Below are 25681 nucleotides of genomic sequence, written 5' to 3' on the forward strand. Positions count from 1 at the left end.
GTCAGCCGCTCTGAGCGGGTATAGTTTAGTGGCAAAACGAAAGCTTCCCAAGCTTTAGTTGAGGGTTCGATTCCCTCTACCCGCTCCACTCAGATTTTGCTCGCGTCAGCCTGTTTGTGACGAAGCAAGCGCAAAAAACCGGCCTTTGAAGGCCGGTTTTTTTATGCTCGCGATTTGAGATAACAGAGATCAGCGACGCTAAAACCTGTACAAATCAATTATTTTGTACAAGTATCAATACCGAGCGTTGGCGCTGCGCCACGCATGATCACGGAGCCGGACAATGACGCGTCTACTGGTTTCATTGTTGTTGGTATTGAGTGTAAGCAGTTGCGGCAACGTAGGGGTCGACCGCTACGCAGACCAGCAACCGCAACTGGATCTGGTGCGCTTCTTTAGCAAACCGGTAAAGGCGTGGGGCATATTCCAAAAGCGTTCGGGCGAAGTGGCCAAGCGCTTTGAGGTAACTATCGCCAGCCGGCGTGAGGGCAACGCTTTAATTCTCGACGAACGCTTCCTCTACAGCGATGGCACGCGCCAGCAGCGGGTGTGGACGCTTACGCCGGACGGTCCGGGGCGCTGGCGTGGGCGGGCCGGGGATGTGGTCGGCGAGGCTATCGGCGAAGTGGCGGGCAACGCGCTGCGCTGGCGCTACCGCCTCAACCTTCCAGTGGATGGCTCGGTGTACGAAGTCAGCTTTGACGACTGGATGTACCTGATGGACGAGGACACGCTGATCAACCGTTCCAGCATGTCCAAATTCGGCGTCGAATGGGGCCAGGTCACCTTGTTCTTTCGTCGCCAATAAACGATCCGAAGCGAGCGTGAATCATGAATATACAAATGCTGACCGAACTGGCCGTCAAAGGCGAGGTACGTGAACTGGAGTTGCTGTCGCTGGAAGGTGGCTTCTATATCGCGCGTATCAAGCTTGATCACGCCGAGATGACGCTGCTCGACCATGACGGCAAGCCGCTGCGCATCGGCTCCACCACGCACCTGCGCGACCTGTTGCAGCGGGTTCCGCCGTTTCCATGCGTGCTGGTGCAGCACTGCGTACACGACGAAATGTGCGGTGTACGAGAAGGCCCGATTGGCGCGTTGCGTATTCCATTTACGCTGGCTTCTTCTCTTTAATCAGGCGTTTTTCGCCTTTCTCGCGCAGGTATTACACACTCGGTAACGCCTGCGAAAGACCTCGCAACACCTCTCTCCGGCGCCGTTTCCAGGGGCTCATACACTGCATTCAACGCTAACCGAAGCGCCGGTCATCGACCGTCGGTAGGTAGCGTGTTGATAATTTATTTTTAGTGGTTATAGTCTCCACCAACACACACCACAAGGAGGTGCTGTGGATAGCCGATATTTGATAGGTCACATTGTGGCGGACGGCTGGTATCTGGTGCGCACCCGGGGCAGTCATCACCACTTTAAACACCCGACGAAACCTGGGTTAGTCACGATTCCTCATCCCAGGAAAGACCTGCTGGACAAGACCGCCAAGAGCATTTTGAAACAGGCCTTGTTGAGTTAACCGCCCCGGAGGGCAACAGACATGCTTTACCCGATCGCAATTTCAACCGGTGACGAAGCGCACGCCTGGGGCGTGGAGGTTCCGGATATTCCTGGCTGCTACTCGGCCGGCGATGACCTGGACGACGCCATGGCCATGGCGCGCGAAGCCATCGAAGGGCACTTCGAAATCCTCGCCGAAGAGGGCTCGCCGATTCCCGCCGCGCAAAAGGTTACCTTGCATGCGGCCAACCCGCAATACGCCGGCTGCACATGGGCAGTGGTAGACATTGATGTCACCCGGTACCTGGGTAAAGCGCAGAAGCTGAACATTACCCTGCCGGGTTATCTGCTGAACCGCATCGATGAATACGTGCTGAATCACCCTGAAGAAAAAAGCCGTTCGGGGTTTCTGGCGTCGGCGGCGCTCAAGGTACTGCAACAGGGCCGGTGATCGAATCGAATTCAACCGCAAGAAATGTAGTTCTCTGCCGGGCAAGGTGCTCTAGATTCACACCACACCTGCGCCAAGGAGCCCGCTCATGCTTTACCAATACATGCTAATGCCCTCGCCCGTCGGCCAGCTCACGCTGGTGGCGCGTGATGGCAAGCTCAACGCGATCCTGTGGCAACACGAGCGCGCCAACCGCGTGCGCCTGGGCGAGCTGCACCACACCCACGACAGCCCGGTGCTGTTGGAAACAGAGCGCCAGTTACACGAATATTTTGCCGGCACGCGCACCCAATTCGCACTGGAACTGGACTTCACCGGCACGCTTTTTCAGCAGCAAGTCTGGCAGGCGCTACTGACGATACCGTTTGGCGAAACCCGCAGCTACAGCCAGATCGCCCGGCAGATAGGTAACCCGAGCGCCGTGCGCGCGGTGGGCGCCGCCAATGGGCGCAACCCAATCTCGATTGTTGCGCCCTGCCACCGCGTGATTGGCGCTTCAGGCGCGCTAACGGGCTTCGCCGGTGGGCTGGCGGCCAAGCAGTATTTGCTTGCACTGGAAGGCACAGGCCAGGCGGAACTGGCGTTCTAGCGGCTCGGCGACAAAAACGTACAACTTTGCCACCTGGTTAATTGTAAAAAGAAATTTCAGAAGAGTGCTGCGGTCCATACGTTCATCACCCACCCCATTAAGGAAAACGGTCATGAAATTCTCCGCAGTCTCGCAATCCCTGTCCCGCTGGGCAGGCAGCGCTCGGACGTTCTATGCCGCCGTCGCGCTGATCTTTCTGTGGAGCTTGAGCGGCCCCTATTTCCACTACAACGACACCTGGCAACTGATCATCAACACCTCGACCACCATCATTACCTTCCTGATGGTGTTCCTGATCCAGAACACGCAAAACCGCGACAACGACATCCTGCATATCAAGATCGATGAGCTGCTGCGCGTCTCCAAGGATGCGCAGAGCGCTGTGCTGAGCCTCGACGGCCTGGACCGCAAAGAGCTCGAAAAACTGCGCAACGATTATCGCAGCATCGGCGCCACCGGCAGCATCAACCTCAACAGCAGTTGCGGTGAAGCCGTCGACGATGCGGCACCGAATAAAACCAATTTGAACCAGGCATAAAAAAACGGCGGCTGGACATGAACCAGCCGCCGTTTTTTTCATTTCAAGTCTCGGGTTCAACCGTCGCCTTGATGACTTTTACCGTAGGTCGACGCCAGGGCGCGGGCTTTTTGCAGGCGCTCTTCGAGCTTCGGTAGTGTCTCATCCACCAGCGCCTTTATTTCAGGCACATTCGACGCCGCGCCTTCCTTTTTGAACAGGGCGATGGCGTCTTCGTTTTCCTTGACCTGTTGCGCGGTGTAAGCGGCGTCAAACGAGTCGCCGTCCTTGAGTTCGGGCATCAGCGTTTCGGCCTTGTCGACGATCTTCTCGCGCGGCGCTACCGGCAGGTCGAGCTTCTTGGCGATGGCTGCCAAGTGTTGGTTGGCCAGGGTGCGCTCGTTGATCACCTCAATGGTGTAATCCTTGATCTCTTGGGACGAGGTTTTGGCGTGGGCCATGCGACTGGTTTCGATATCGGCCATACCTTTGGCCGAAGCCTGCTCGATGAATTCAGCAGGCGTCTGGGCGAAAGCATTGCTGGCGCCGAGGCCCAGCAGCATCGCGAAACTGGCGGTGCGTAACCGGATAGCCATGCGGCTCATGATGGGTTCCTCCAGGGCAAAAATAAGTGCAGGCGCAATACTGCCCTGCCCTGAATTCGAATTTCATGGGCGACAAAGGTTTAGAAAAAACTTGCCAGTGCGACGAACGGTCTTCGTCGTATCAGGCTGGCTTGCTCGCGAAAAGCCCCGGCAATGCGTGCGCCAGCGCATTGATCGCGAAGCCGATAAACATCACCCCGCAGAGCCTGGTGATCAGAATTTCATGACGCTGATACACCGTGCGCACTCGCTGGGCGCCGACTACGCCGATCAAAATCGCGTAGGCCAGCACGCCGCCGACGAAGCTCAAGAAGATCAACCAAGGCAGCATCGACCACGTCAACAATTCAGCGCGGCTCGACAGCAGCGCGGTGAACGTCGCCACTGCCACCGGGTAGGCCTTGGGGTTGGTCAAACCGAACAAAATACCGTGCCAGAATGGATGCCGCGCTGCACCTTGAGCGGTATCGCCGCTGCGCCGCTGGGTGCGAATGGCGCGCCAGCCAAGCCAGAACAAATACACGCCGCTGAGCACACCGAGTACATCAAACGCACCGCTGCCGATTTCGCGGGCGCCAACGATGGCGATCAACGCCGTACTGCACCACACCACGTCCCCGAGCAAATGCCCACACAGGAAACCCGCGCCGGCGCGACGCCCGCGAGCCGCGCCAATACCGAACACTGCCAGCACGCCAGGGCCAGGCGTAATCCCGTAGATAAAACCCGAAGCGAGTACAGCGAGCAACAAGGATGGCGTCATGGCTAAGACTCTGACAGACGGTTGAGAGGTGGATGGATTCTGCCCGTTCTGTGGCTACGGGTAAAACTTCATTCCTGCATAAGGCTGGGTGCGACAGGCCTGCAAACGCGAGGCCAAATCGCCGACATGCGCTTCAAGCTTATGCCCGTCGGGGTCGAGAAAATAAAACGACGCGCCTTCGCTGCGGTTGTCGCGCCATTCCCGAACACCGCCGGCTCGCAAGCGCGCCACCAGTGCGCTGAAATCATCCACATGCGCGGTGAACGCATAGTGCGTGTATTCAGCCAGGGGCGCTGAGGAGCGCGACGGGTCGAGTGACAAACACAGCCATAATCCCGGCAACGAGAGGTACGCGCCGTTATCCCAGGTGGCATCGAGCCGAAGCTGCAACAGCTCATGGTAGAAGCTGACGCTGCGCTTCAAATCGGTCACGGCAAGGGTCAGGTGGTTGAGGCCGCAGAGCATGGTTTTTTCCTGTTATGGGCTGCCTTCGGACACCACACCCTGCACCTGTTCGATCAACCACTGCAACCCGCAATCGCCGCCACGCCGCGCATGCCACGCCAGCTCAAACGCAAACGTGGGAATATGAAACGGCGGCGCTACGGCCAGCAGATGCTGCTGATCGATACTGAGCAAGCCGCGCGACGACACCGTGAGGATCAGGTCGGTGCCCTGGATCAACTGCGGCGCTACGCCCCAATGCGGCAAGCTGATTGCCACCCGTCGGCGCTGGCGAATGGCGGTCAGCGCCCGCTCGATTTCCGGGGTGCCACTACCGCGCATCTCCAGCAACACATGCGGGCGCGACAGGTAAGTCGGCAGGTCGAGCGCGCCACTGGGCGCCAAGCTGTTGCGGTCTACCAGGCAGGTGTAATGCTCCTCGAACAACAGCGAGGTGCGCAGTTCGGCAGGCCTATCGGGGAATACACCCGCAGCCAGGTCAATGTCGCCGTTAAGCACGCCGTCAATCATGCCTTCACGGCTGGCCTGGATGATTTGCAGGTCGATACCAGGCGCTTTATCGCGTAGCACGCGAACCAGGCTTGGCAGAAAAATCGCCGCGCTGTAGTCCGACATCCCCACGCGAAACTTGCGCTGGGCTGAGGCCGGGTCAAACCGGTTGGGCGCCAGCAGCGCCTGCACCTGGGCCAAGGCCTCAGCCAGCGGCGCGGCCAACTCCAGGGCACGTGCCGTCGGCACCCACTTGCCAGCCTGGCGCACCAGCAACGGGTCGTTGAGTAAATCACGCAAGCGCGCCAACGCATGGCTGACCGCCGGCTGGCTGAGGTGTAAACGCTCAGCGGCGCGAGTCACGTGTTGCTCACTGAGCAAGGCGTCGAGGATCACCAGCAGGTTAAGGTCGATGCGGCGCAGATCATTCATCAGCTGCATGCTCGGCATAATAATTTGGAATTTAAATTTGCACGACGAATAGCCTAGAGTCCAGCAAAACCTCTGGGAGAGTGGCGATGACAACGTTGCATTGGCTGGGTGTGTTGGCACTTGCGGTGATCGCCGGCGCGGTAGTGCCGTTTCAAAGCGCGATCAATGCCAACCTCGGGCGCGGGCTCGGCCACCCATTGTGGGCCACGCTGGCCTCACTGCTGGTGAGCATCGTGGTGTTGCTGCCGGTGATGCTGGCGCTGCGCTTACCGCTGCCGAGCCTCGCGTTTATCAGCAAGGCGCCGCTGTGGATGTGGGCCGGTGGCGCGTTTGGGGTGTGCTTTATTTCCCTGGCATTGATGCTGCTGCCCAAGCTCGGCGCGTCGGGGTTTATTGCATTGGCCATCACCGGGCAGATGTTCGCCTCACTGCTACTCGATCACTTCGGCCTGTTTGGCCTGGTGGAGCGCCAATTGACGATGACGCGAGTGCTGGGAACGCTGCTGTTGATTGGCGGGGTCGCATTGATTCAGTTCGGCGCCACACCGGCGCGCGCCCTTGCAACAGCGAGCTGATCAGCCTTGTGCAAGGCAAGCCGCGCAGTCAGCGCGACTCGCTGGCCAAACGGTTGATTTCGGCTTGTTCCACCACCGCGTGCGGCGGGCTATGGCGCACTGCCGCCAACATCGCCTGGCCGACGGTTTCGGTACTGACCACCCAGCCCGGCTTGAGCCGGCGCACAACCGAGAGCAACGGCCCAAGCACGGCATAAAACGTTTGATACAGCGGCGTTTTTGAGCGCACACCGTGCAACGGCTGAATCACTCCCGGTCGAAACACGTACACCGCCTTGAACGGCAGGCGCATCAAGGCGTTTTCAGTCTTGCCTTTGACCCGCGCCCACATCGACTTGCCTGCTTCGGTACTGTCGGTGCCGGCGCCGGACACGTAGATAAACGTCATCTGCGGGTTGAGCCGCGCCAAGGTGCTGGCGGCCAACAACGTGAGGTCATAGGTGAGGTGGGTGTAGCGGGTTTCATTCATGCCGGCCGACGACACGCCGAGGCAAAAAAAGCAGGCGTCAAAGCCTTGCAGCAAGTTTTCCAGCGGGTGGAAGTCGAGCATGTCGCTGTGCAATACCTGGTGCAGCTTGCCATGCTCCTGGGTCAACGGCGTGCGGCCGACGGCGACGACTTCCTGTACGTCCGCGGCCAGCAGGCACTCGCGCAGCACGCCTTGGCCGACCATGCCGGTGGCGCCGAATAGCAGAACTCTCATCAGGGGACCTCAGCGGCAAGCCGCACGCTTCATGCTCAAGTTGGATGCCGCTCAACCTGTAGCTTAACGCGTGCAGCGTGCGACTGCGCCCTTTAGAACGCGCTGCGAAAAATCTCTTCAATCTGACGCTGATCGGCGCGCCGTGGGTTGGTCAGGCCGCACGCATCCTTCAATGCATTGGCGGCCAGCAGCGGAATGTCCTGCAACCTGGCGCCCAATTCGCGCAACCCGGCCGGGATCTCGACATCCACGGCCAAGGTGCGAATGGCGACGATGGCGGCCTGTGCGCCCTCTTCCGGTGTATTGCCTTTGATGTCAGCGCCCAACGCGCGCGCCACATCGCTCAAGCGCTGGGCACTGACGCTGGCGTTGAAGCTTTGCACGTGCGGCAGCAGCACTGCGTTGCACACGCCGTGCGGCAGGTCGTAGAGGCCGCCGAGTTGGTGGGCCATGGCGTGCACAAAACCCAGCGACGCATTGTTGAACGCCATCCCGGCGAGGAACTGCGCGTAGGCCATGTTTTCGCGTGCGACCTTGTCGCTGCCGTTGTGCACCGCCGTGCGCAGGTGGGCGCTGATCAGTTCGATAGCCTTGATGGCGCAGGCGTCGGTGATCGGCGTGGCGGCGGTCGACACGTAGGCTTCGATGGCGTGTGTCAGGGCGTCCATGCCGGTGGCGGCGGTGAGGCCTTTGGGCATGCCAACCATCAGCGCCGGGTCGTTGACCGACAGCAGTGGCGTGACGTTGCGGTCGACGATGGCCATTTTCACGTGGCGGGTTTCGTCGGTGATGATGCAGAACCGGGTCATCTCGCTGGCGGTGCCGGCGGTGGTGTTGATGGCGACCAGCGGCAGTTGCGGTTTGCCCGATTGGTCGACACCTTCGTAGTCACCAATGTGCCCGCCATTGGTGGCGCACAGCGCGATACCCTTGGCGCAGTCGTGCGGCGAGCCGCCGCCCAGCGACACCACGAAGTCGCAGGCGCTTTGCTGCAACAGCGCCAGGCCGTTCTCGACGTTTTCCACATTCGGGTTGGGCTTGGCGCCGTCGTAGATCACCGACTCGATGTCTTGCAGCGCGAGTTTCTCGGCGATCATGCCGGCCACACCCGCTTTGGCCAGGCCGGCGTCGGTGACAATCAGCGCTTTGCGAAAGCCGTAATTGCGGATCGCAAGCATGGCTTCGTCGAGGCAATCGGTGCCCATGATGTTGACGGCGGGGATGAAGAAGGTGCTGCTCATGGCGAATCCTCAGAGGCTTTATACCGACAGCATCAACCTCAGTGGCCTGCGGCATATTGACCAGGATCAACGCTGGCTCGTGATAAAGTTACCCTTCAGCCGATTTTGAGTAGACCCGCCGCAATGAAGGATTTCCAGGATATTGACGCCCACCTTGAAGACTGGAGCGAACTGCGCAGCACCGTCGACTTCAACGCGATTCTGATCGGCAACGGCGCCAGCCGGGTCATTTGGGAAGATTTTGCCTACGACTCGCTGTTCGAAAACGCCCGCACCGTCGAAGAAAAACCGCTGAGCGCGTCCGAACTGAGTGTGTTCGATGCCCTGCAAACCCGCAGTTTCGAGCAAGCCCTCGGCGCGTTGAAAACCACCAGCCGGGTCAACAAAGCGCTGGCGGTCAGCTCGGCGGCACCGCGCAATCGCTACTACGCGATCAAGGAAGCGTTGATCAATACCATCCACGCCGTGCATATCCCATGGCGCCTGGTACAGCCCTCGACGCTGGCAACCATCAGCGCGGAACTGGCGCAGTACCGCAGCGTTTTCACCAGCAACTATGACTTGCTCAACTACTGGGCGATCCTGCACACGCCGGGCATTGACGACCTGTTCCGCAGCGCCGACGCCAGCTTCGACCTGCGCAACACCCGCACCGACGCCACGCGCATTTTGTACCTGCACGGCGGCCTGCACCTGGTGCGAAACCTCGACGGCACCGCGCGCAAATTGCCAACCACCGACAGCACGTTGCTCAGCAGTTTTGCGATCAACAACACGATCAAGACCCTCGACGACGTGCCGCTGTTTGTCAGTGAAGGCAAGGTTGAGGAGAAGCTCAAGACCATCCGCAGCTCGGACTATCTATCGTTCTGTTACGAGCAATTGCTCAGCCATGAAGGCGCGTTGTGCCTCTTCGGCCATGGCTTGGGGCCACAGGACCAACACTTGGTGGATGCGCTTCGTCAGGCCAACCTGACCACGCTGGCCATTTCGATATCGGGCCGCAGCGACGGGTTTATCCGCCAGCAGAAGCGCCGTTATTCGGAGTTGTTTGATGGCACCGGGTTGCACTTGAAGTTCTTCGCGGCGCGCACTCACCCGCTGGGCAGTTCTGCGCTGTCAGTGCCGGTCGAGCGCTGATTACCTCTACCCAGCAGCGAGTCACAGGGGTTTCTGCTGCCCTGAAAAGAGGTGTAGACACCTAATATAGCGCGACAAATGATAATAATTCTCGATATTATCCGCGACTTTTCTACGTCGTGCTTCGTCAAGAAGGATACCCATGTCGCGCCCCAAGCCCGACCCGTTGTCGGCCGATGCCTTTCGCGGGTTTTATGCAGATATTCTGTATTTCCTGCGCAAGCGCACGGACAACGCCAGCGACGCGGCAGACATGACCCAGGATGTCTTTACCCAATGGCTGGACTACCGCGACCGGGCCAATGTCGAGCAGCCTCGGGCGTTTCTGTTCCAGATGGCGCGCAACCTGCTGCGTGATCATTGGCGCAAACAGAAGGTACGGCAAACCGTCCATGCAGAGCAGGCCGACAGAGACGCCGAGCCTGCCACCGATGAGCAAAACGAGCCCATGGCCGCAGCGCTGCGCTTGCAACGGCTGGAACAGTTGAAAGAAGTCCTCGCCGAACTCTCGCCCCGCAGGCGAGAAGCCCTTATGCTGCACCGCTTCGAAGGCTTGAACCAGGCACAGATCGCCGAGCGCATGGGCATTTCGACCAGCATGGTAGAAAAGCACATCGCGTTTGCCCTGCTGCATTGCAAGCGACGCCTTCAACACGACCGCGGCACGGAGCAGCCAGAATGAACCGCCTGAGCGACATTGACGCACTGGACATCGAAGCGAGCGACTCCATCGATGCCCAAGCCGCCAGTTGGTTTGCCCGCAACCGCAATGACCCCGGGCGTGCCGACCGTAAAGCGTTTGCCGCCTGGCAGGCAACGCCAGCCCATGCGCGTGCCTACGCTGAATTCGAGCAACTGTGGGCCGACCTTGCCCAGTTGCAGCAACTGAACAAACCCGTGCCGCTGCCCACGCGTGCACCTTCGGTTTGGCGCCCTGCCCTTGGCGTGGCCGCCGCACTGGTCTGCGCGGTAATCGCCAGCCCACTCGGCGCGCCCCGCGAGCTCTACCACAGCCACATTGCCGCGCACGCCAAAGGTATGCGCACGCTTGGTCTGCCCGACGGCAGCACGCTGTTCGTGAATGCCAATACGCGTCTGCGCGTGGATTTCAGCGCCGAGCAACGCGTGGTGCATCTGGACAAGGGCCAACTGTACATTGAGGTGGCTGCCGACAAAGAGCGCCCGTTGTACGTGCAAGCCGGCGAGGCGAACGTGCGCGTGGTCGGCACCGGGTTCGATGTGCGGCGCAGCCAACAGCAATTGGTGGTCAGCGTGGCCCATGGCCAAGTGGCCTTTACGCCCGCGCCCAAAAGCCCGGTTGCCTTGCTTGGCGCCCGTCAACGCGCTGCCTACAGCTATGCCAAGGGCAGCGTACAAGAGCAAACGCTCAGCGTTGAGGAAGTGGCCGATTGGCGCAGCGGGCACTTGTCGTTTCGCAATCGCGAGTTGGCCAGCCTGATCGATGAGTTGAGCCTCTACCGTCCGCAAGCGCCGTTGCAGGTCAGCCATGCCGTCGCGCAACTGAAGGTCTCGGGCAACCTGGACGTGAATGACCCGGACGCCTTGCTCAACGCCCTGCCTGCCCTGCTACCGGTGAAAACAGTGACGTCAGCCGATGGCATCGTGAGAATCGAGCCGGTCAAGTAAGCTCGGGAAACATTCATTTGAGAATATTTTGCATTCGCATGTGTGGTTTTTTTCACCTGCCCCGTCTTCCTCCCGTCTGCGTTTGATACGCACACCTTTTGGCTAGTTAGCCACCCTGGGGGATTCCATGTTTCGCGCGCCTTGCCACGCTTCGCAGCTGTTTCTTCGACCGACGCTTATCGCCACCTGCCTGGCGTTCAGCCTGAGTGCCGAGGCCGAGTCGGTTAAGCTGCAATTGCCCGCCCAGTCGCTGGCGACCTCGTTGAGCCAAGTGGCGCAGCAGGCGAAAATCCAACTGTTGTTCGATGAAACGCTGCTCAAGAACGTGCAGGCGCCGGCGCTCAACGGTGAGTTCAGCGCGGAAGCGGCGATTCGCAGCCTACTGAAAAACGGCGCGTTCACCTTGATCAAGGTCGGCACTACTTACGTGGTGCGCCCCGACCAGGGCAAGGCCACCCAAAGCGGCGCGATCCAACTGGACGCCCTCAGCGTGATCGGCACCGGCAACGACGTCGACTCCAATACCGTTAACCGTTCCACCCTGAGCCAGGCAGACATCGACCGCAACCAGGCCAATAACATTCCAAGCCTGTTGCAAACCCTGCCCGGCGTCAGCCAGGGCGGCTCGCTGAAACCGGGCGGCCAGACCATCAACATTCGTGGCTTTGGCGATGCCGAAGACGTGCCGCTGACCGTCGATGGCGCGACCAAAAGCGGCTTTGAGCGCTACCAGCAGGGCACGGTGTTTATCGAGCCCGAGCTGATCAAAAGCATTGAAGTCGAGAAAGGCCCCAACTCCCCGTTCACCGGCAACGGCGGTTTTGGCGGCACGGTCAACATGACCACCAAGGACGCCCCGGACCTGCTTCAAGACGGTCGCAACAGCGGCGCGATGCTCAAATACGGTTACTCCAGCAACGACCACGAACAGGTCTACAGCGGCGCCGTGTATGGCCGCACCGACGACGGTCGTTTCGATGCCTTGGCGTACCTGACCCAACGCGACGGCGGCGACATGAAAGTCGCCGCTGAGCTGCCGAACGAGAACAACCAATACCCGATCAACCCCAAACGCCTGCCGAACACCGCCCAGGATGTGGATGGCAAGCTGTTCAAGGTCAACGCACACCTCACCGATGAACACAGCGTTGGCGTGTCTTACTCACGCTCCCAGAGCAATCGCTGGACACCGTTCTCGGCGGCCAGCTACCCGACGCCGCCGACCCAGGCCAACATCGACCGCTACGGCTACGAAGGTGCGTTGAAGCGTTTTTTAGCGCAGCGCGACACCACCGACACCACCTGGTCCGGCAAGTATGAATACACGCCGCTGAACAACCCGCTGGTGGACCTGAGCGTCAAATACTCGCAGTCCAACACCGACCAGACCGACGAGCGCGACGCCACCGCGTTTTACCAACTGGCCAGCGGCGGGCGCAAGATGGACACGGCCTACACCGACAAGCACCTCGACATCCGCAACGTCAGCCTGTTTGACACCGGCCCCTTGCAACATGCGCTGACCACCGGGGTGCAGGTCCGCAAGCACATCCGCGAAACCGAGATGTGGATGCCCGGCGCCACTTACGACACCGCGCGCTACAACTATGGGCATTTCCAGCCGGGCTTTATGCCGCACGGCAAGGTCGACACCAACAGCTTCTTCATTCAGGACGCCCTCACCGTGGGCGACGTGACGATCACCCCGTCCCTGCGCTACGACCATGTGCGCAACCGTGGCGAAGGCAACGATGCGCCTTACTACAACAACCCGGACCCGGCCATCGGCCACGATTACAGCGACCGCACCTACACCGGTTGGTCGCCACGCCTGGCGCTGTTCTGGAACGTTACCCCGCACCTGGGGCTGTTCGCCAACTGGAGCAAAACCTGGCGTGCGCCGGTGATCGACGAGCAGTATGAAGTACAAGGCCTGGGCAACCGCACCGCGACCAGCGTTGACCTCGACCCGGAACGCATCACCTCAATCACCGCGGGCAGCGTTTTAAGCTTCGACAACCTGATTGCCCAGAGCGATAACCTGCAAGTGCGCACCACCCTGTTCCACAACAAAGTCGACGATGAAATCTTCAAGGCTACCGGCGTCGGCTGCCAGAACCAGGCGATTAATGGCGGCACGATTTCCACGGCTTGCCCAGCGGGGGCGATGCCCAATTACCGCAACATCGGCGGCCTGACCATCAAGGGTTTTGAGCTGGAATCGTTCTACAACTCCACCTACCTGTTCGGCTCCGTGTCGTTCGCCTATGCCAAAGGTCAACACGAAGGCGCCTACACCAACCCATGGGGCCCGGATGTGTCGGCACGCGATATACCGCCGACCAAATGGGTGATGGTACTCGGCACCCACCTGCCGGCGTGGGACGCGCAAGTCGGCTGGATGGGCCAGTTCATCGGCGCCACCGACCGCCTGCCCAGCGACAAATATTCCAGCGGCCCGGGCAGCAGCGTGGGCGACCTGTTCTACGACCAATACGCCAACAAGGCTTACAACACTCAAGGCCTGTTCGCCAAATGGAAACCGCAACAGGCTTACCTCAAAGGCACCGAGGTAAACGTCACCGTGGACAACCTGTTCAATAACAACTTCCGCCCGGCCTTGAGCGGCGACCGCGCCTACACCAAAGGCCGTGATGCGAAGATCAGCGTCACGCGGTTCTTCTAAAGGTTGACACGGTTAATGTGTGTGCGGGCTTGCTCGCGATGGCGGTGTGTCAGATAACTATTTTTCAACTGACACACCGCAATCGCGAGCAAGCCCGCTCCCACAGAAAGCAAAAAAGGCAGATCTGCTGTGTATGCAAAAGCCGCCTTTGATCTGCTTAAGCCACTCACTGTTAAACCACGATGGCCGCCCACGGATTCAAGCCTGCCTGATGTGGGAGCAGGTGTTCAGTTCAGGTAGCCATCCGCACGCAGCAAGGTTTCCAGGCAGTGCTCGGTGATGTGGTAGAACGCCTTCAGTGCCTGGATTTTCTCCAGCAACTGCGCGTTGTCCAGCGGCTGGTTGCGCTTGACCGCCAGGATCATCTTGTTCTTGTTGGTGTGTTCCAGCGAGATGAACTCGAACACCTTGGTCTCGTAGCCGCAGGCTTCAAGGTACAACGCGCGCAAGCTGTCGGTGACCATCTCTGCCTGCTGCCCCAAATGCAGGCCGTATTGCAGCATCGGCTTGAGCAACACCGGGCTTTGGATCTGCAGGCGAATCTGCTTGTGGCAGCACGGCGAGCACATGATGATCGACGCACCCGAGCGGATGCCGGTATGAATCGCGTAGTCGGTGGCGATGTCACAGGCGTGCAGCGCAATCATCACGTCCAGCTCGCTGGGCGCCACGCTGCGCACGTCGCCGCATTTGAAAACCAAACCGGGATGCTCCAGGCGCGCGGCGGCGGCGTTGCACAAGCTGACCATGTCTTCGCGCAGTTCCACGCCCGTCACTTCACCCTCGGCCTTGAGCGTGTTGCGCAGGTAATCGTGAATCGCGAAGGTCAGGTAACCCTTGCCCGAGCCGAAATCGGCCACGCGCACCGGCTGGTCCAGCTTCAACGGTGAGGTGGTCAGCGCATGGCTGAACACTTCGATGAACTTGTTGATCTGCTTCCACTTGCGCGACATCGACGGGATCAGCGCCTGCTTGGCGTCGGTCACGCCGAGGTCGGCGAGGAACGGCCGGCTGAGGTCAAGCAAGCGATTTTTCTCGCGGTTGTGCTCAGCCGTAGGCGCCTCGCGCAATTGCTGCGGCTTGCTTTTGAACAGCGAGCTTTTGTTCTTCTTGCTGTATTCCAACTGAGCTTCGTCGGTCAGCGACAGCAAGTGCGCGTTCTTGAACGACGCCGGCAACAGCTCGGCAATCGCCGCCACAGCGTCGGCCAGCGCGAAGTTCTTGGTGATGTCACGGGTCTTGTAGCGGTAGACGAAGGACAGGCACGGCTGCTCCTTGACCGTCACCGGCTTGATAATCAGCCGCTGCAACTCGGCTTCCTCGCCTGCGTACTTGGCCAGCACCAGCTTGATAAACGCATGCTGCGCGAGGCTTGCGCTGAGCAGTTCGATGAACTGGGCGTGATGATCCGGCGCAGGGCGGGCAGGTTGAGCGGTGGCAGACATGAACAAAAACGCCTCGGGCTGGGAATGCCGGGCATTTTAGGGTGGATAAGCAGTGAGGGCACGGAGAATTTAGCAAATATCACCAACGGTCAATGCACACCCGACTATTAACTGAAATAGTACGCCGCCTCTTAATACCCATTAAGAGGCAGCACTTACCGCACGTTAAGCAACTCAATTAACAAAATGGTAGGGGCCAGAGCGATACCAATAAGACCATTTACCATTGCTTAACTTATAGCAATAACAGAGATTATAAGTCCCTGCCGGAGTGTTAAACGTTACCGGAAAGCTAAAAGGATTGGTATTGATCGGAACATCGACCCACTTATAGCTCCCCCCCCAAGCAGGGTCCTTTCCATTAGGGTACAGCCGCAGCGACACCTCCACATCACTTGAGCTTTGACCTATCGGTCCCAGCACGTTGAAGTAGGTTCCCAGTTTTATGGTCGCTCCTTGAGCCGGCTGCTGCAAAGCACGCCCCTGAACGACAGGATCTTTTCCAGGGGACGGACCCTCTGAAGCACGCGAGTCGACATATTCATGTGCGATATAACCTTGATCTTCGGGCATGACAATAATCTCCAGTTTCAACTATTGATTCAATATTTGGAGATGTTATTGGGCGCCCTAAAATCAAGAAGCTATACCTGTGAATACTACCAGTCCCGACGAAAGGCAACTAAGGCCTACTCCAGGACGATCAGGCGGTTCGGCAACTCATTACGCGCCTGCGTCACCGGCACATGCACCTTGAGCAACTCGCCACAGGCCTCGATACACGCAATAAACCCCGCCAACGTCTGCCCCTGTTTCACCTGCTGGGTGAACGTCTTGACGATGCCATCCCAACTGTCGTCATGCATGCGTTTGGAAATACCTTCGTCCACCAGGATCTCCACATAACGCTCCGCCTCGCTGACAAAAATCAGCACGCCGGTGCCGCCTACCGTGTGGTGCAGGTTCTGCTCCAGAAACTGCCGCCGCGCCAGGTTCGAGGCGCGCCAGTGGCGCACGGATCGCGGGATCAACCGCGTGGTGATTTTGGGCAAACGAAACACCAGGCACAGCACGATAAATGTTGCCCACTGCGCCAACAGCAAGGTGTACATGGTCAGGTAGCCCGACAAATAATGCACCACACCGGGCACCACCAGGGCGATCAGGCTGGCCCACAGCAACGGGATATAGGCGTAATCGTCGGCACGCGCGGCCAGCACGGTGACCAGTTCCGCGTCGGTATTTTTTTCGACGCGGGCGATTGCCTCGGCGACCTGGCGTTGTTCGTGTTCACTCAGTAATGCCATGGTTGATGCTCTGTTCCAGTTATTGTCATTACCAGCCGCCCGAGGCACCGCCACCGCCAAAACCACCGCCGCCGCCTCTGAAGCCACCCCCACCGCCGCTGCCGCCGCCACCGCCGCGCCCACTGCTGCTGAGGATAGCCAACAGGATCGCGCCCACCGGCAGGCCCATGCGATTGCACAGCCACAACACGCCGATCAGCAAGACAAACAAGCCGATGGAAAACCCTGGGTTATCCTTGGCGAAATTTGCGTCCGCCACATGCGCCGGCACTGCCAACGGCTCACCGCCGACCACCTGCACCATCGCCGCAACGCCGTCGCTGATGCCCTGGCTGAAATTGCCGGCCTTGAACTTGGGCGCGATCACTTGGTTGATGATCACCCACGACTGCGCATCCGTCAGCACACCTTCGAGGCCGTAGCCGACTTCGATGCGCAGCTTATGCTCATCGCGCGCGACAATCAGCAGCGCGCCGTTGTCCTTGCCCTTTTGGCCGATGCCCCACTGGCGGCCCAATTGGTAACCGTAGTCTTCAATCGGCACGCCCTGCAGGTCGGGCACCGTGACCACCACAACCTGGGCGCCACGGCTTTGCTCCAACGCCTGCAATTGCTGGGTGATTTGCTCGCGCGTTGCCGGGTCGATCATTTGGGCGCTGTCTACCACCCGCCCGGTCAACGCCGGGAAGGTCAGCGCCGCCTGAGCAGCGCCCACGCAGGCCAACAACCACAGCGCCAGGCCTATCCGTAATAAACGCATCGACACCTCGCAACAGCCTTATTTGAACTTCACTTGCGGCGCTTTATCAGCGTCGGCACTGGTGGCTTCAAACGTGGCACGAATCGGCAAGTCGCTGTACATCACGCTGTGCCACAGGCGACCGGGGAAGGTGCGAATCTCGGTGTTATACGCCTGCACCGCCTGGATAAAGTCGCGACGAGCGACGGCAATCCGGTTTTCGGTGCCTTCAAGTTGCGATTGCAGGGCCAGGAAGTTCTGGTTGGCCTTGAGGTCCGGGTAACGCTCGGACACCACCATCAAGCGGCTGAGTGCGCCGCTGAGGCCGTCCTGGGCTTGCTGGAACTGCTTGAGTTTTTCCGGGTTGTCGAGCGTGCTGGCGTCCACTTGAATCGAGGTGGCCTTGGCCCGCGCTTCAATCACCGCGGTGAGCGTGTCTTGCTCATGCGCCGCGTAGCCCTTGACCACTTCCACCAGGTTGGGGATCAGGTCGGCGCGCCGTTGGTACTGGTTCTGCACCTGGCCCCAGGCGGCCTTGGCCTGTTCGTCCAGGGTGGGAATGGTGTTGATGCCGCAACCGCTGAGCACGCTGCTGATCAGAAGCAAAACTGCGGCCTTCAGGCCCCAGCGCGAATAGTGTGCTGCTTGCATGGTGGTTCTCCTGGCGTAACTGGATGGTATTTGATCGCTGACCCTATCGATCACGCGCTTAAGGCATAATCGGCTACCACTACTGGATTGCATCGAATCAATCAGCTAAAAGATGCGCTGGGTGACTGATAGTTCATAAAGAGCGCCGACGTGTGGCGTTTTTACTGCCGTAACACTCAAACAACAACATATGTTCCCCACATTTTGGCAGAACAGCGCATTTTTGCTGTGCCGTGAGCCGAAAAAGGATATTCATGAAAAAGCTGTGTTTGCTCGGCCTTGTTGCCACGCTGGCCACCCACCCCGTTTGGGCAGAAACAACGCCTGCTGCGCTTAAAGACAAGGACGCGTTTGTCAGCGACTTGCTCAAGCAGATGACCCTTGATGAAAAAATCGGTCAATTGCGCCTGATCAGCATCGGCCCCGAAATGCCCCGCGAGCTGATCCGCAAGGAAATCGCCGCCGGCCACATCGGCGGCACGTTCAACTCGATCACCCGCCCGGAAAACCGTCCGATGCAGGACGCAGCCATGCGCAGCCGGTTGAAGATCCCGATGTTCTTCGCCTACGACGTGATCCACGGCCACCGCACGATTTTCCCGATCAGCCTGGCCCTGGCCTCAAGCTGGGACATGGACGCCATCGGCCGCTCCGGGCGCATTGCCGCCCAGGAAGCCGCCGCCGACAGCCTCGACATCACCTTTGCGCCGATGGTCGACATCTCTCGCGACCCGCGCTGGGGCCGCACCTCTGAAGGGTTTGGCGAAGACACGTACCTGACGTCGCGTATTGCCGAGGTGATGGTCAAGGCCTTCCAGGGCACCAACCCGGCGAATGCCGACAGCCTCATGGCCAGCGTCAAGCACTTTGCCCTGTACGGCGCGGTGGAAGGCGGTCGCGACTACAACGTGGTCGACATGAGCCCGGTCAAGATGTACCAGGACTACCTGCCGCCGTACCACGCGGCAATCAAGGCCGGGGCCGGCAGCGTGATGGTGGCGTTGAATTCGATCAACGGCGTGCCCGCCACCGCCAACACCTGGCTGATGAACGACCTGCTGCGCAAAGACTGGGGCTTCAAAGGCCTGGCCGTCAGCGACCACGGCGCAATCGTCGAGTTGATCAAGCACGGCGTGGCCAAGGACGGGCGTGAAGCCGCCAAGCTGGCGATCAAGGCCGGTATCGACATGAGCATGAACGACTCGCTGTACGGCAAGGAATTGCCTGGGCTGCTCAAGTCCGGCGAGATCGAGCAAAGCGACATCGACAACGCCGTGCGCGAAGTGCTCGGCGCCAAGTACGACATGGGCCTGTTCAAAGACCCGTACCTGCGCATCGGCAAGGCCGAAGATGACCCTGCCGACACCAACGCCGAGAGCCGCCTGCACCGCAGCGACGCACGCGACATCGCGCGCCGCAGCCTGGTATTGCTGAAAAATCATAACGACACGCTGCCACTGAAAAAGTCCGCGACCATCGCACTGGTGGGCCCGCTGGCCAAGGCGCCGATCGACATGATGGGCAGTTGGGCCGCCGCCGGTAAACCTGAACAATCGGTGACCCTGCTCGACGGCATCAATGCCGTGATCGGCGAAAAAGGCAAAGTGATCTACGCGCGTGGCGCCAACATCACCAACGACAAGGCCGTGGTCGACTACCTCAACTTCCTCAACTTCGATGCCCCGGAAGTAGTGGATGACACCCGCCCGGCGCAGGTGCTGATCGACGAAGCCGTCAAAGCCGCCAAGGAGGCCGACGTAGTGGTTGCCGCCGTGGGCGAATCGCGTGGCATGTCCCACGAGTCCTCCAGCCGTACCGACCTGAACATTCCGCAAAGTCAGCGCGACCTGATCAAAGCCCTGAAAGCCACCGGCAAACCGCTGGTACTGGTGCTGATGAATGGCCGCCCACTGTCGATTGTCGATGAGAACCAACAGGCCGACGCCATTCTGGAAACCTGGTTCGCCGGCACCGAAGGCGGCCACGCCATCGCCGACGTGCTGTTCGGGGACTACAACCCGTCGGGCAAGCTGCCGATCACCTTCCCACGTTCGGTGGGGCAGATTCCGACGTACTACAGCCACCTGACCATCGGCCGGCCGTTCACTCCAGGCAAGCCGGGCAACTACACCTCGCAGTATTTCGATGACATCACAGGGCCGTTGTTTCCGTTTGGTTATGGCCTGAGCTACACCACGTTCAGCCTGTCGGACATGGCGCTGTCGTCCACCACCCTGAACAAGACCGGCAAGCTCGACGCCAGCGTCACGCTGAAAAACACCGGCAAGGTAGACGGCGAAACCGTGGTGCAGTTGTATATCCAGGACGTGGCCGGCTCGATGATCCGCCCGATCAAAGAGCTGAAAAACTTCCAGAAGGTCATGCTCAAAGCGGGTGAAGAGCGCACGTTGCACTTCACCATTACCGAGGAAGACTTGAAGTTCTATAACGCCCAGCTCAAGTTCGCGGCGGAACCTGGCGAGTTCAATGTGCAGATCGGCCTGGATTCCCAGGCGGTGCAGCAGCAGACCTTCGAGTTGCTGTAAAATCCGCAGCCCCTCTTTTTTGAAGAGGGGCTTGCGCACTGGCCCATCTCGGCCAGTAAAGGCGAACTTTCACTCATCGAAGCAAGCAAAGTCCTACATTACCCACCCTACTCATTCGCACATCCTGTCAGCCCATTTTTTACAGGTGTGTGTGGATTATGTCGCCCACGAAAAACGCCCAAGCGGTAGCCAAAAAAGCGCCCGCTCAATCATCGTTCAAGCTAAGTGCGATTAGCCTTTGTGTACTCGGCAGCCTGTCGGTCATGCCTGTTGAGGCCGCGAGTTATGTCGAACAAGGCCGGCTGCACGATGCTGCCAGTTGGCGCAGTGAAGAGTTCAAGAAAGACTGGGGGCTGGGTGCGGTCGGCGCTGACTACGCCTATGCCAGAGGCCTGAGTGGCGCGGGAGTGCAGGTAGGGGTTTACGATTCTGGAACCGACTTGCGCCATCACGAGTTTGCCGGCAAGCCCAATTACGGCGTGCGCCTGGCAGCCCCCGGTTGTATGAGTGAGGCGGTGCTGGACGGTGGTTGCTTCTTCACCGAGGGCGACCGTTCCCAAGTGAACGTAATCGCCTCATTGCCGCCGCAGGCATTGCTCGGCCTTGAGGAAGCCATTGCCAACGGCGACCTCACCAGAGAGGAGGTGGATGACTATCTCAAACAGGTGGGTGCTCGATACAACCCGCACGGCAGCCATGTTGCCGGCAGAATACTCGCCAATCGTGATGGCTCCGGGGTTCAGGGTGTAGCCTACGCCGCCAACTTGAGTGCGGTGCGCAGGTTTAGTAATACCTACCTGGCCGGGCCGGGTTTGAGTGCTTTCAACGTTACCAATGTACCGCCGGAGGCAGTCAACATCGCGTACGCCCAACTGCACGAGCAAAATGTGCGAGTCGTCAATCATAGTTGGGGACCCACAATCCCCCTCGCGGACGAGGCGGCACTGGACAGATTTTTAGGCGAAATCAACCAATTTCCAGAGCTCAAAGCCATAGCAGACGGCGCGATCAAATACGACATGCTGCAGGTATGGGCAGCAGGCAATACGCAGACAACCAACGCCTCACCGCAAACAGCACCCTTCGCGGGACTTCATTCAAGCCTGCCACGGGCAATCAAGGAGCTGGAGCCCTATTGGCTGACCGTGGTAAACCTCAATCAAGGCCTGACCTTGAGCGATCGCTCCTACCGTTGCGGCTTTAGCAAAGACTGGTGCCTGGCGGCGCCGGGAACCGATATCACCTCAGCTTGGGTCACGGGGACCATCAACACCGAAAACCACTATAACGATGAAGGTGAAGCCGACGGTTTTCAAATCACCGGCGATAATCCCGACTTCGGTTACCTGACTGCGTCCGGCACCTCCATCGCCGCCCCCCACGTCACCGGTGGCCTGGCACTGCTGATGGAGCGCTTCCCCTACCTCGACAACCCGCAAATCCGCGACATATTGCTCACCACCGCCACCGACCTCGGCGAACCAGGCGTAGACGACGTCTACGGCTGGGGCCTGATGAACCTGAAAAAAGCCATCGATGGCCCCGGCCAGTTGCGCGTCGACACCCACGTCAACATGGACCGCCCCGCCGGCGGCGCAATCGTCTGGCAAGGCGGCGCCTGGGACGATTGGCGCAACGATATCGGTGGCCCGGGCCGCCTGGAAAAAAGCGGCATCGGCTGGCTGCGCCTGAGTGGCAACAACAGCTTCGCCGGGGCCACCATCAAGGAAGGCATTCTGGAGCTGGACGGGGCTAACCACCTCAAGGGCGACGTAAACCTTGAAGGCGGTGTTCTGCGCCTGAACGGTTCATTGGCCGTCGAGGGCGATTACACCCAAGCGGCCGGTTCAACCCTGATGACCGGGCTGGTGGCCCAGGCAGACCCGGCCAAACTGCAGGTGCAAAACCAGGCGTCCATCAACGGTGGCTCGCTGTACCTGAGTGCGCAACCCAACAATTACTACTTGGGCCAGCAGTACAGCATCCTCCAAGCCAACGGGGCGTTGAACGGCGAGTTTGCCTCGATTGACCATCGCGAGTTCTCGCCCTTCCTGAGTGTTTCCCAGCTTAAGAAGGGCAACACCTTGCTGGTCGAGTTCGGCCGGGGTCGGTCACTGGCGTCGGCAGCGACCACTGCCAACCAGCGCGCCGTCGCCAATGCTGCCGACGCACAAACCTTACCCACCCCGTTGCTGCAACGCCTGACAGCGTTGTTTCCCGAGCAGGCACCGTCGGCCCTGGACCAGTTAAGCGGCGAACTGCACGCCAGCACTCAAGCGGTACTGATCGAAAACAGCCGCGTGCTGCGTCAGGCGGTACTCGAACGCCAGCTGAGTGCGCAAGGCAACCGAGGGGCTCAGCCCAAGGCGCTGAACCAAGGCGCTTGGGTGCAACTGCCGCGCCAGTCCGGCCAGCTCGCAGGCGATAGCAACACCACCCGCACCGCCCACAGCAGCACAGGCCTGTTGGTGGGGTTCGATCACACGCTGGAACAAGGCACACGCCTGGGCGTGGTTGCTGGCAGCGGCAGCACCGATGTAAAGACCCAAGGCCGCGGCAAGGCGAGTGTCGACACCTATCAACTGGGCCTGCACGCAGGTCACAACTGGAACGCTTTTGGTCTGTATGGCGGCATCGCGTATGCGCAACATGAGGTCCAGACAAAACGTCGCGTCAGCTTCCCGGGCGTAGACAACCACCTGAGCGCCAAGTACGTCAGCCGCACCGTGCAGACGTTTGCCGAGGCGAACTACACGTTCAGCCACGACAGTTGGGATTGGCAGCCGTACCTGCAATTGGCCAATGTGCAGCAGCGCAGCGAAGGGTTCAAAGAACGCGGCGGCATAGCGGCATTGCGTGGCAAGCGCTCTAAAGAGAGCGTCAACCTGACCACCGGCGGCGTGCGGGCCAACCTCGACCTGGGCAAAGCGCAGCTAGGCCCGTCATGGCTGAGCCTGCGCGGCGGCCTGGCTTACACGCATGCCAGCGGCGACTTGCAATCCACTACCCAGGCAGCCTGGGACGGCGGACGCGTGATGAGCGTCAGCGGCGCGGCGTTGGACCGCCTCAGTACGCGATTGGAACTGGGCGCCACCGCACGCCTGACACGCGACAGTGCGCTGGACGTAGGCTTCAGCCAACAACGCGGTGAACGTACGCGCGACCAAAGCATCACGGCGCAGTATTCGCTGGAGTTTTAAGCACGCCAGGCAGCAGCGGCGGGGAGCGCGCGCGTTACCCCCGCCGATCCAACAGGTTCACCACCAACCGATCAATCCAGCCCCACACCCGCTGCTTCACCCGCCGCCACAACGGCCGCGACTTCCACGCCGCCAGGCTGACCGCCTGGCTCTGGGCAAAATCACGCTCGAAACTGCCCGCCACCGCCGCCGTCAATTGCGGGTCCAGCGCTTCCAGGTTGGCTTCCAGATTGAAGCGCAAATTCCAGTGATCGAAATTGCACGAACCGACGCTGACCCAATCGTCCACCAGCACCATTTTCAGGTGCAGGAAACACGGCTGGTATTCAAAAATCTGCACGCCCGCGCGCAACAAACGCGGGTAGTAACGGTGCCCGGCGTAGCGCACCGACGGGTGATCGGTGCGCGGGCCAGTGAGCAACAAACGCACATCCACACCGCGCCCGGCGGCACGGCGCAAGGCACGGCGCACGCTCCAGGTCGGCAGAAAATACGGCGTAGCCAGCCAGATACGTTGCTGGCCGCTGTTCAAGGCGCGGATCAGCGACTGCAAAATATCGCGGTGCTGACGCGCGTCGGCATACGCGACGCGGCCCAGGCCCGGCCCGGTCGCCGGCACCTTGGGCAGGCGCGGCAAGCCGAAATGCGTGGCGGGCTTCCACTCCCGGCGCGCCGCATTGGCGTGCCATTGGCGGTCGAACAGCGCCTGCCAATCGAGTACCAGCGGGCCGCTGATTTGCACCATCACCTCATGCCAGTCGGCGGTGTCTTGCCCCGGCGTCCAGAATTCATCGGTAACGCCCGTACCGCCCACCACCGCGATGCTCTGGTCAATCAGCAACAGCTTGCGATGGTCGCGGTACAGGTTGCGCATCCAACGCCGCCAGCTCAAGCGATTGTAGAACCGCAGCTCGACACCGGCATCGGTCAGGCGCTCGCGCAAGCCAAGGGTAAAGGCCAGGCTGCCGTAATCATCAAACAGGCAGCGCACGCGCACGCCACGCTCGGCAGCTTGCACCAACGCCTGCACCATCGCGTCGGCACAGGCCCCGGCTTCCACCAGGTACAATTCCAGCTCGACTTGCTGCTGCGCGCCGGCAATGCCTGCGAACATCTGCGGGAAAAAATTCGGACCGTCGATCAGCAACTCAAAACGGTTGGCGCTACGCCACGGGAACACCGCGCCGCTCACGTCAACGCGCCGTAAAGATCAGCACCGCACCGACCGGCACCGACAAACTGATCGACTTAAGCCCCGCCGCCTTACGCAGCGCAGCAACGCCCGGCACCAACTCGAAATCTTCGGCGTGCAACACCACCGGCTCCAGGGTCACCACCTGAAAGCGCCGGTCGTCCAGGCGCGTGGCCAACAGTTCAGCGCTGTAGGTTTGGGTTTTGCCATGCAAGGTCACCGACAGCGGCAAGCGCAACTCCAACTGCGCGCCGGGGGCCAAATCGTTGATCGGTTGCAGGTTGATCTGCGCACTGATCAGCGCTTCGGGGAACGTCCTGATCTCGAACAGCTCATTGCGCATGCGCTCGTCACGCAGAGGAATGCCGCTGTTGACCGACTCCATCTCTACCTGTAACTGCGCAGCACCCTTGCCGTCGACCTTGCCGTGCAGCACCAGGAAGCGATGGACTTCAGCGATTTCGGTGTTTTTGGTGGTGACGAACGACAAGCGCGAGGACTCGTTGTCCAGGTACCAGTCGGCGTGGGCAGGCAGCGCAGCGGCGGCCAGCAGGGCAAAAGCCAGGGGGTTGACATTGAACATAAGGACTCTGAGGCAAAAACCTGAGCGAACCTTAAGCGCAATATCACAAGCGGCGCAAATCCAATGTGGGAGGCCCCACTGCATCGTTGATGTAGCGCTGTCGCGCAGCAAACGGGCTCGGGGTTTTGTGGGAGCGGGCTTGCTCGCGATTGCGGTGGGTCAGTTGAAAAATACTTATCTGACACAGCGTAATCGCGAGC

The 25681-nt window shown here is 60.1% G+C and carries 26 protein-coding genes and 1 tRNA gene; 14 read left to right on the forward strand and 13 right to left on the reverse strand.

Annotation, left to right across the window (positions count from 1 at the left end):
- Positions 1-14 precede the first annotated feature (14 nt).
- The 7 genes from ACOZK9_RS15830 to ACOZK9_RS15860 all read left to right on the forward strand — a co-directional run bounded on the left by ACOZK9_RS15830 (position 15) and on the right by ACOZK9_RS15860 (position 3093).
- Positions 15-88, forward strand: a tRNA-Gly gene (locus ACOZK9_RS15830).
- A 195-nt stretch (positions 89-283) separates the two neighbouring features.
- Positions 284-808 carry a DUF3833 domain-containing protein gene (locus ACOZK9_RS15835; protein WP_421556170.1) on the forward strand — a complete coding sequence of 175 codons (525 nt, stop codon included), beginning with the start codon at positions 284-286 and terminating at the stop codon, positions 806-808.
- A gap of 23 nt (positions 809-831) precedes the next feature.
- The gene (locus ACOZK9_RS15840; protein ID WP_058413311.1) at positions 832-1137 is read left to right on the forward strand and encodes a DUF6482 family protein; all 306 of its coding nucleotides are present in this window, start codon (positions 832-834) and stop codon (positions 1135-1137) included.
- A 214-nt stretch (positions 1138-1351) separates the two neighbouring features.
- The gene (locus ACOZK9_RS15845) at positions 1352-1534 is read left to right on the forward strand and encodes a type II toxin-antitoxin system HicA family toxin (RefSeq protein ID WP_058413312.1); all 183 of its coding nucleotides are present in this window, start codon (positions 1352-1354) and stop codon (positions 1532-1534) included.
- Positions 1535-1555: 21 nt separating this feature from the next.
- Positions 1556-1966: a type II toxin-antitoxin system HicB family antitoxin gene (locus ACOZK9_RS15850; RefSeq protein WP_058413313.1), complete on the forward strand. Its 411-nt coding sequence runs from the start codon at positions 1556-1558 to the stop codon at positions 1964-1966.
- 88 nt (positions 1967-2054) lie between these two features.
- Entirely contained in the window at positions 2055-2555 is a 501-nt protein-coding gene (locus ACOZK9_RS15855; RefSeq protein WP_122249459.1) for a methylated-DNA--[protein]-cysteine S-methyltransferase, read from the forward strand.
- Positions 2556-2667: 112 nt separating this feature from the next.
- Positions 2668-3093 (forward strand): low affinity iron permease family protein, encoded by a 426-nt coding sequence (locus tag ACOZK9_RS15860; RefSeq protein WP_058413315.1) that lies wholly within the window; start codon positions 2668-2670, stop codon positions 3091-3093.
- Between the two features lie 56 nt (positions 3094-3149).
- On the opposite strand, the gene ACOZK9_RS15865 is transcribed toward ACOZK9_RS15860, so the two are convergent.
- From ACOZK9_RS15865 to ACOZK9_RS15880, 4 genes are all read right to left on the reverse strand, one after another.
- On the reverse strand, positions 3150-3677 hold the full coding sequence (locus ACOZK9_RS15865; protein WP_099240104.1) for a DUF4142 domain-containing protein: 528 nt from the start codon (positions 3675-3677) through the stop codon (positions 3150-3152).
- A 121-nt stretch (positions 3678-3798) separates the two neighbouring features.
- Positions 3799-4440 carry a LysE family translocator gene (locus tag ACOZK9_RS15870; RefSeq protein ID WP_058413317.1) on the reverse strand — a complete coding sequence of 214 codons (642 nt, stop codon included), beginning with the start codon at positions 4438-4440 and terminating at the stop codon, positions 3799-3801.
- A gap of 54 nt (positions 4441-4494) precedes the next feature.
- Complete coding sequence (fos, locus tag ACOZK9_RS15875; RefSeq protein ID WP_058413318.1) at positions 4495-4905, reverse strand: fosfomycin resistance glutathione transferase; 411 nt, start codon at positions 4903-4905, stop codon at positions 4495-4497.
- Positions 4906-4917: 12 nt separating this feature from the next.
- Positions 4918-5835: a LysR family transcriptional regulator gene (locus ACOZK9_RS15880; RefSeq protein WP_421556171.1), complete on the reverse strand. Its 918-nt coding sequence runs from the start codon at positions 5833-5835 to the stop codon at positions 4918-4920.
- 77 nt (positions 5836-5912) lie between these two features.
- Here ACOZK9_RS15880 and ACOZK9_RS15885 point away from each other — a divergent pair, with 77 nt between their 5' ends.
- Positions 5913-6401 carry a DMT family transporter gene (locus tag ACOZK9_RS15885; RefSeq protein WP_058413320.1) on the forward strand — a complete coding sequence of 163 codons (489 nt, stop codon included), beginning with the start codon at positions 5913-5915 and terminating at the stop codon, positions 6399-6401.
- 28 nt (positions 6402-6429) lie between these two features.
- On the opposite strand, the gene ACOZK9_RS15890 is transcribed toward ACOZK9_RS15885, so the two are convergent.
- On the reverse strand, positions 6430-7104 hold the full coding sequence (locus ACOZK9_RS15890) for an NAD-dependent epimerase/dehydratase family protein (protein WP_421556172.1): 675 nt from the start codon (positions 7102-7104) through the stop codon (positions 6430-6432).
- 92 nt (positions 7105-7196) lie between these two features.
- The gene (gene yiaY, locus ACOZK9_RS15895; protein WP_152749432.1) at positions 7197-8345 is read right to left on the reverse strand and encodes an L-threonine dehydrogenase; all 1149 of its coding nucleotides are present in this window, start codon (positions 8343-8345) and stop codon (positions 7197-7199) included.
- Between the two features lie 123 nt (positions 8346-8468).
- On the opposite strand from yiaY, the gene ACOZK9_RS15900 reads away from it, so the two are divergent.
- The 4 genes from ACOZK9_RS15900 to ACOZK9_RS15915 all read left to right on the forward strand — a co-directional run bounded on the left by ACOZK9_RS15900 (position 8469) and on the right by ACOZK9_RS15915 (position 13818).
- Positions 8469-9485 carry a DUF4917 family protein gene (locus ACOZK9_RS15900; RefSeq protein WP_421556173.1) on the forward strand — a complete coding sequence of 339 codons (1017 nt, stop codon included), beginning with the start codon at positions 8469-8471 and terminating at the stop codon, positions 9483-9485.
- Positions 9486-9627: 142 nt separating this feature from the next.
- Positions 9628-10167, forward strand: a complete 540-nt coding sequence (locus tag ACOZK9_RS15905; RefSeq protein WP_421556174.1) for an RNA polymerase sigma factor — start codon at positions 9628-9630, stop codon at positions 10165-10167.
- Entirely contained in the window at positions 10164-11132 is a 969-nt protein-coding gene (locus ACOZK9_RS15910; protein WP_122249463.1) for a FecR family protein, read from the forward strand. Before ACOZK9_RS15905 ends, ACOZK9_RS15910 begins: the two co-directional genes overlap by 4 nt.
- Positions 11133-11259: 127 nt before the next feature.
- Positions 11260-13818: a TonB-dependent receptor gene (locus ACOZK9_RS15915; protein WP_421556175.1), complete on the forward strand. Its 2559-nt coding sequence runs from the start codon at positions 11260-11262 to the stop codon at positions 13816-13818.
- 227 nt (positions 13819-14045) lie between these two features.
- Here the strand turns inward: ACOZK9_RS15915 and ACOZK9_RS15920 are convergent, their stop codons facing one another.
- From ACOZK9_RS15920 to ACOZK9_RS15940, 5 genes are all read right to left on the reverse strand, one after another.
- Positions 14046-15263 (reverse strand): class I SAM-dependent methyltransferase, encoded by a 1218-nt coding sequence (locus tag ACOZK9_RS15920; protein ID WP_122249465.1) that lies wholly within the window; start codon positions 15261-15263, stop codon positions 14046-14048.
- Positions 15264-15437: 174 nt separating this feature from the next.
- Positions 15438-15836, reverse strand: a complete 399-nt coding sequence (locus ACOZK9_RS15925) for a hypothetical protein (RefSeq protein WP_421556176.1) — start codon at positions 15834-15836, stop codon at positions 15438-15440.
- Positions 15837-15952: 116 nt separating this feature from the next.
- Positions 15953-16570 (reverse strand): TPM domain-containing protein, encoded by a 618-nt coding sequence (locus ACOZK9_RS15930; protein WP_099240085.1) that lies wholly within the window; start codon positions 16568-16570, stop codon positions 15953-15955.
- Between the two features lie 28 nt (positions 16571-16598).
- Positions 16599-17330, reverse strand: a complete 732-nt coding sequence (locus ACOZK9_RS15935) for a TPM domain-containing protein (RefSeq protein WP_058413329.1) — start codon at positions 17328-17330, stop codon at positions 16599-16601.
- An 18-nt stretch (positions 17331-17348) separates the two neighbouring features.
- Positions 17349-17960 (reverse strand): LemA family protein, encoded by a 612-nt coding sequence (locus ACOZK9_RS15940; RefSeq protein WP_058413330.1) that lies wholly within the window; start codon positions 17958-17960, stop codon positions 17349-17351.
- A gap of 254 nt (positions 17961-18214) precedes the next feature.
- Here ACOZK9_RS15940 and bglX point away from each other — a divergent pair, with 254 nt between their 5' ends.
- Together bglX and ACOZK9_RS15950 are read left to right on the forward strand one after the other, a co-directional pair.
- Positions 18215-20506: a beta-glucosidase BglX gene (gene bglX / locus ACOZK9_RS15945; protein WP_058413331.1), complete on the forward strand. Its 2292-nt coding sequence runs from the start codon at positions 18215-18217 to the stop codon at positions 20504-20506.
- Between the two features lie 158 nt (positions 20507-20664).
- The gene (locus ACOZK9_RS15950) at positions 20665-23706 is read left to right on the forward strand and encodes a S8 family serine peptidase (protein WP_421556177.1); all 3042 of its coding nucleotides are present in this window, start codon (positions 20665-20667) and stop codon (positions 23704-23706) included.
- Between the two features lie 34 nt (positions 23707-23740).
- On the opposite strand, the gene ACOZK9_RS15955 is transcribed toward ACOZK9_RS15950, so the two are convergent.
- Both ACOZK9_RS15955 and ACOZK9_RS15960 read right to left on the reverse strand, forming a co-directional pair.
- Positions 23741-24898, reverse strand: a complete 1158-nt coding sequence (locus tag ACOZK9_RS15955; protein ID WP_421556178.1) for a phospholipase D-like domain-containing protein — start codon at positions 24896-24898, stop codon at positions 23741-23743.
- Between the two features lies 1 nt (position 24899).
- Positions 24900-25481: a YceI family protein gene (locus tag ACOZK9_RS15960; RefSeq protein WP_421556179.1), complete on the reverse strand. Its 582-nt coding sequence runs from the start codon at positions 25479-25481 to the stop codon at positions 24900-24902.
- Between the last annotated feature and the right edge of the window lie 200 nt (positions 25482-25681).

Origin of the sequence: Pseudomonas kitaguniensis, from assembly GCF_049199985.1 — a bacterium.
Lineage (GTDB): Bacteria > Pseudomonadota > Gammaproteobacteria > Pseudomonadales > Pseudomonadaceae > Aquipseudomonas > Aquipseudomonas kitaguniensis.

Coding starts and splice junctions, on each gene's coding strand:
- ACOZK9_RS15900 (WP_421556173.1), top strand. CDS start 8,469: ATGAAGGATTTCCAGGATATTGACGCCCACCTTGAAGACTGGAGCGAA.
- ACOZK9_RS15885 (WP_058413320.1), top strand. CDS start 5,913: ATGACAACGTTGCATTGGCTGGGTGTGTTGGCACTTGCGGTGATCGCC.
- ACOZK9_RS15840 (WP_058413311.1), top strand. CDS start 832: ATGAATATACAAATGCTGACCGAACTGGCCGTCAAAGGCGAGGTACGT.
- ACOZK9_RS15925 (WP_421556176.1), bottom strand. CDS start 15,836: ATGCCCGAAGATCAAGGTTATATCGCACATGAATATGTCGACTCGCGT.
- ACOZK9_RS15960 (WP_421556179.1), bottom strand. CDS start 25,481: ATGTTCAATGTCAACCCCCTGGCTTTTGCCCTGCTGGCCGCCGCTGCG.
- ACOZK9_RS15905 (WP_421556174.1), top strand. CDS start 9,628: ATGTCGCGCCCCAAGCCCGACCCGTTGTCGGCCGATGCCTTTCGCGGG.
- fos (WP_058413318.1), bottom strand. CDS start 4,905: ATGCTCTGCGGCCTCAACCACCTGACCCTTGCCGTGACCGATTTGAAG.
- ACOZK9_RS15935 (WP_058413329.1), bottom strand. CDS start 17,330: ATGCGTTTATTACGGATAGGCCTGGCGCTGTGGTTGTTGGCCTGCGTG.
- ACOZK9_RS15890 (WP_421556172.1), bottom strand. CDS start 7,104: ATGAGAGTTCTGCTATTCGGCGCCACCGGCATGGTCGGCCAAGGCGTG.
- ACOZK9_RS15910 (WP_122249463.1), top strand. CDS start 10,164: ATGAACCGCCTGAGCGACATTGACGCACTGGACATCGAAGCGAGCGAC.
- ACOZK9_RS15855 (WP_122249459.1), top strand. CDS start 2,055: ATGCTTTACCAATACATGCTAATGCCCTCGCCCGTCGGCCAGCTCACG.
- ACOZK9_RS15950 (WP_421556177.1), top strand. CDS start 20,665: ATGTCGCCCACGAAAAACGCCCAAGCGGTAGCCAAAAAAGCGCCCGCT.
- ACOZK9_RS15930 (WP_099240085.1), bottom strand. CDS start 16,570: ATGGCATTACTGAGTGAACACGAACAACGCCAGGTCGCCGAGGCAATC.
- ACOZK9_RS15835 (WP_421556170.1), top strand. CDS start 284: ATGACGCGTCTACTGGTTTCATTGTTGTTGGTATTGAGTGTAAGCAGT.
- ACOZK9_RS15920 (WP_122249465.1), bottom strand. CDS start 15,263: ATGTCTGCCACCGCTCAACCTGCCCGCCCTGCGCCGGATCATCACGCC.
- ACOZK9_RS15940 (WP_058413330.1), bottom strand. CDS start 17,960: ATGCAAGCAGCACACTATTCGCGCTGGGGCCTGAAGGCCGCAGTTTTG.
- ACOZK9_RS15915 (WP_421556175.1), top strand. CDS start 11,260: ATGTTTCGCGCGCCTTGCCACGCTTCGCAGCTGTTTCTTCGACCGACG.
- ACOZK9_RS15860 (WP_058413315.1), top strand. CDS start 2,668: ATGAAATTCTCCGCAGTCTCGCAATCCCTGTCCCGCTGGGCAGGCAGC.
- ACOZK9_RS15880 (WP_421556171.1), bottom strand. CDS start 5,835: ATGCAGCTGATGAATGATCTGCGCCGCATCGACCTTAACCTGCTGGTG.
- yiaY (WP_152749432.1), bottom strand. CDS start 8,345: ATGAGCAGCACCTTCTTCATCCCCGCCGTCAACATCATGGGCACCGAT.
- ACOZK9_RS15870 (WP_058413317.1), bottom strand. CDS start 4,440: ATGACGCCATCCTTGTTGCTCGCTGTACTCGCTTCGGGTTTTATCTAC.
- ACOZK9_RS15850 (WP_058413313.1), top strand. CDS start 1,556: ATGCTTTACCCGATCGCAATTTCAACCGGTGACGAAGCGCACGCCTGG.
- ACOZK9_RS15865 (WP_099240104.1), bottom strand. CDS start 3,677: ATGAGCCGCATGGCTATCCGGTTACGCACCGCCAGTTTCGCGATGCTG.
- bglX (WP_058413331.1), top strand. CDS start 18,215: ATGAAAAAGCTGTGTTTGCTCGGCCTTGTTGCCACGCTGGCCACCCAC.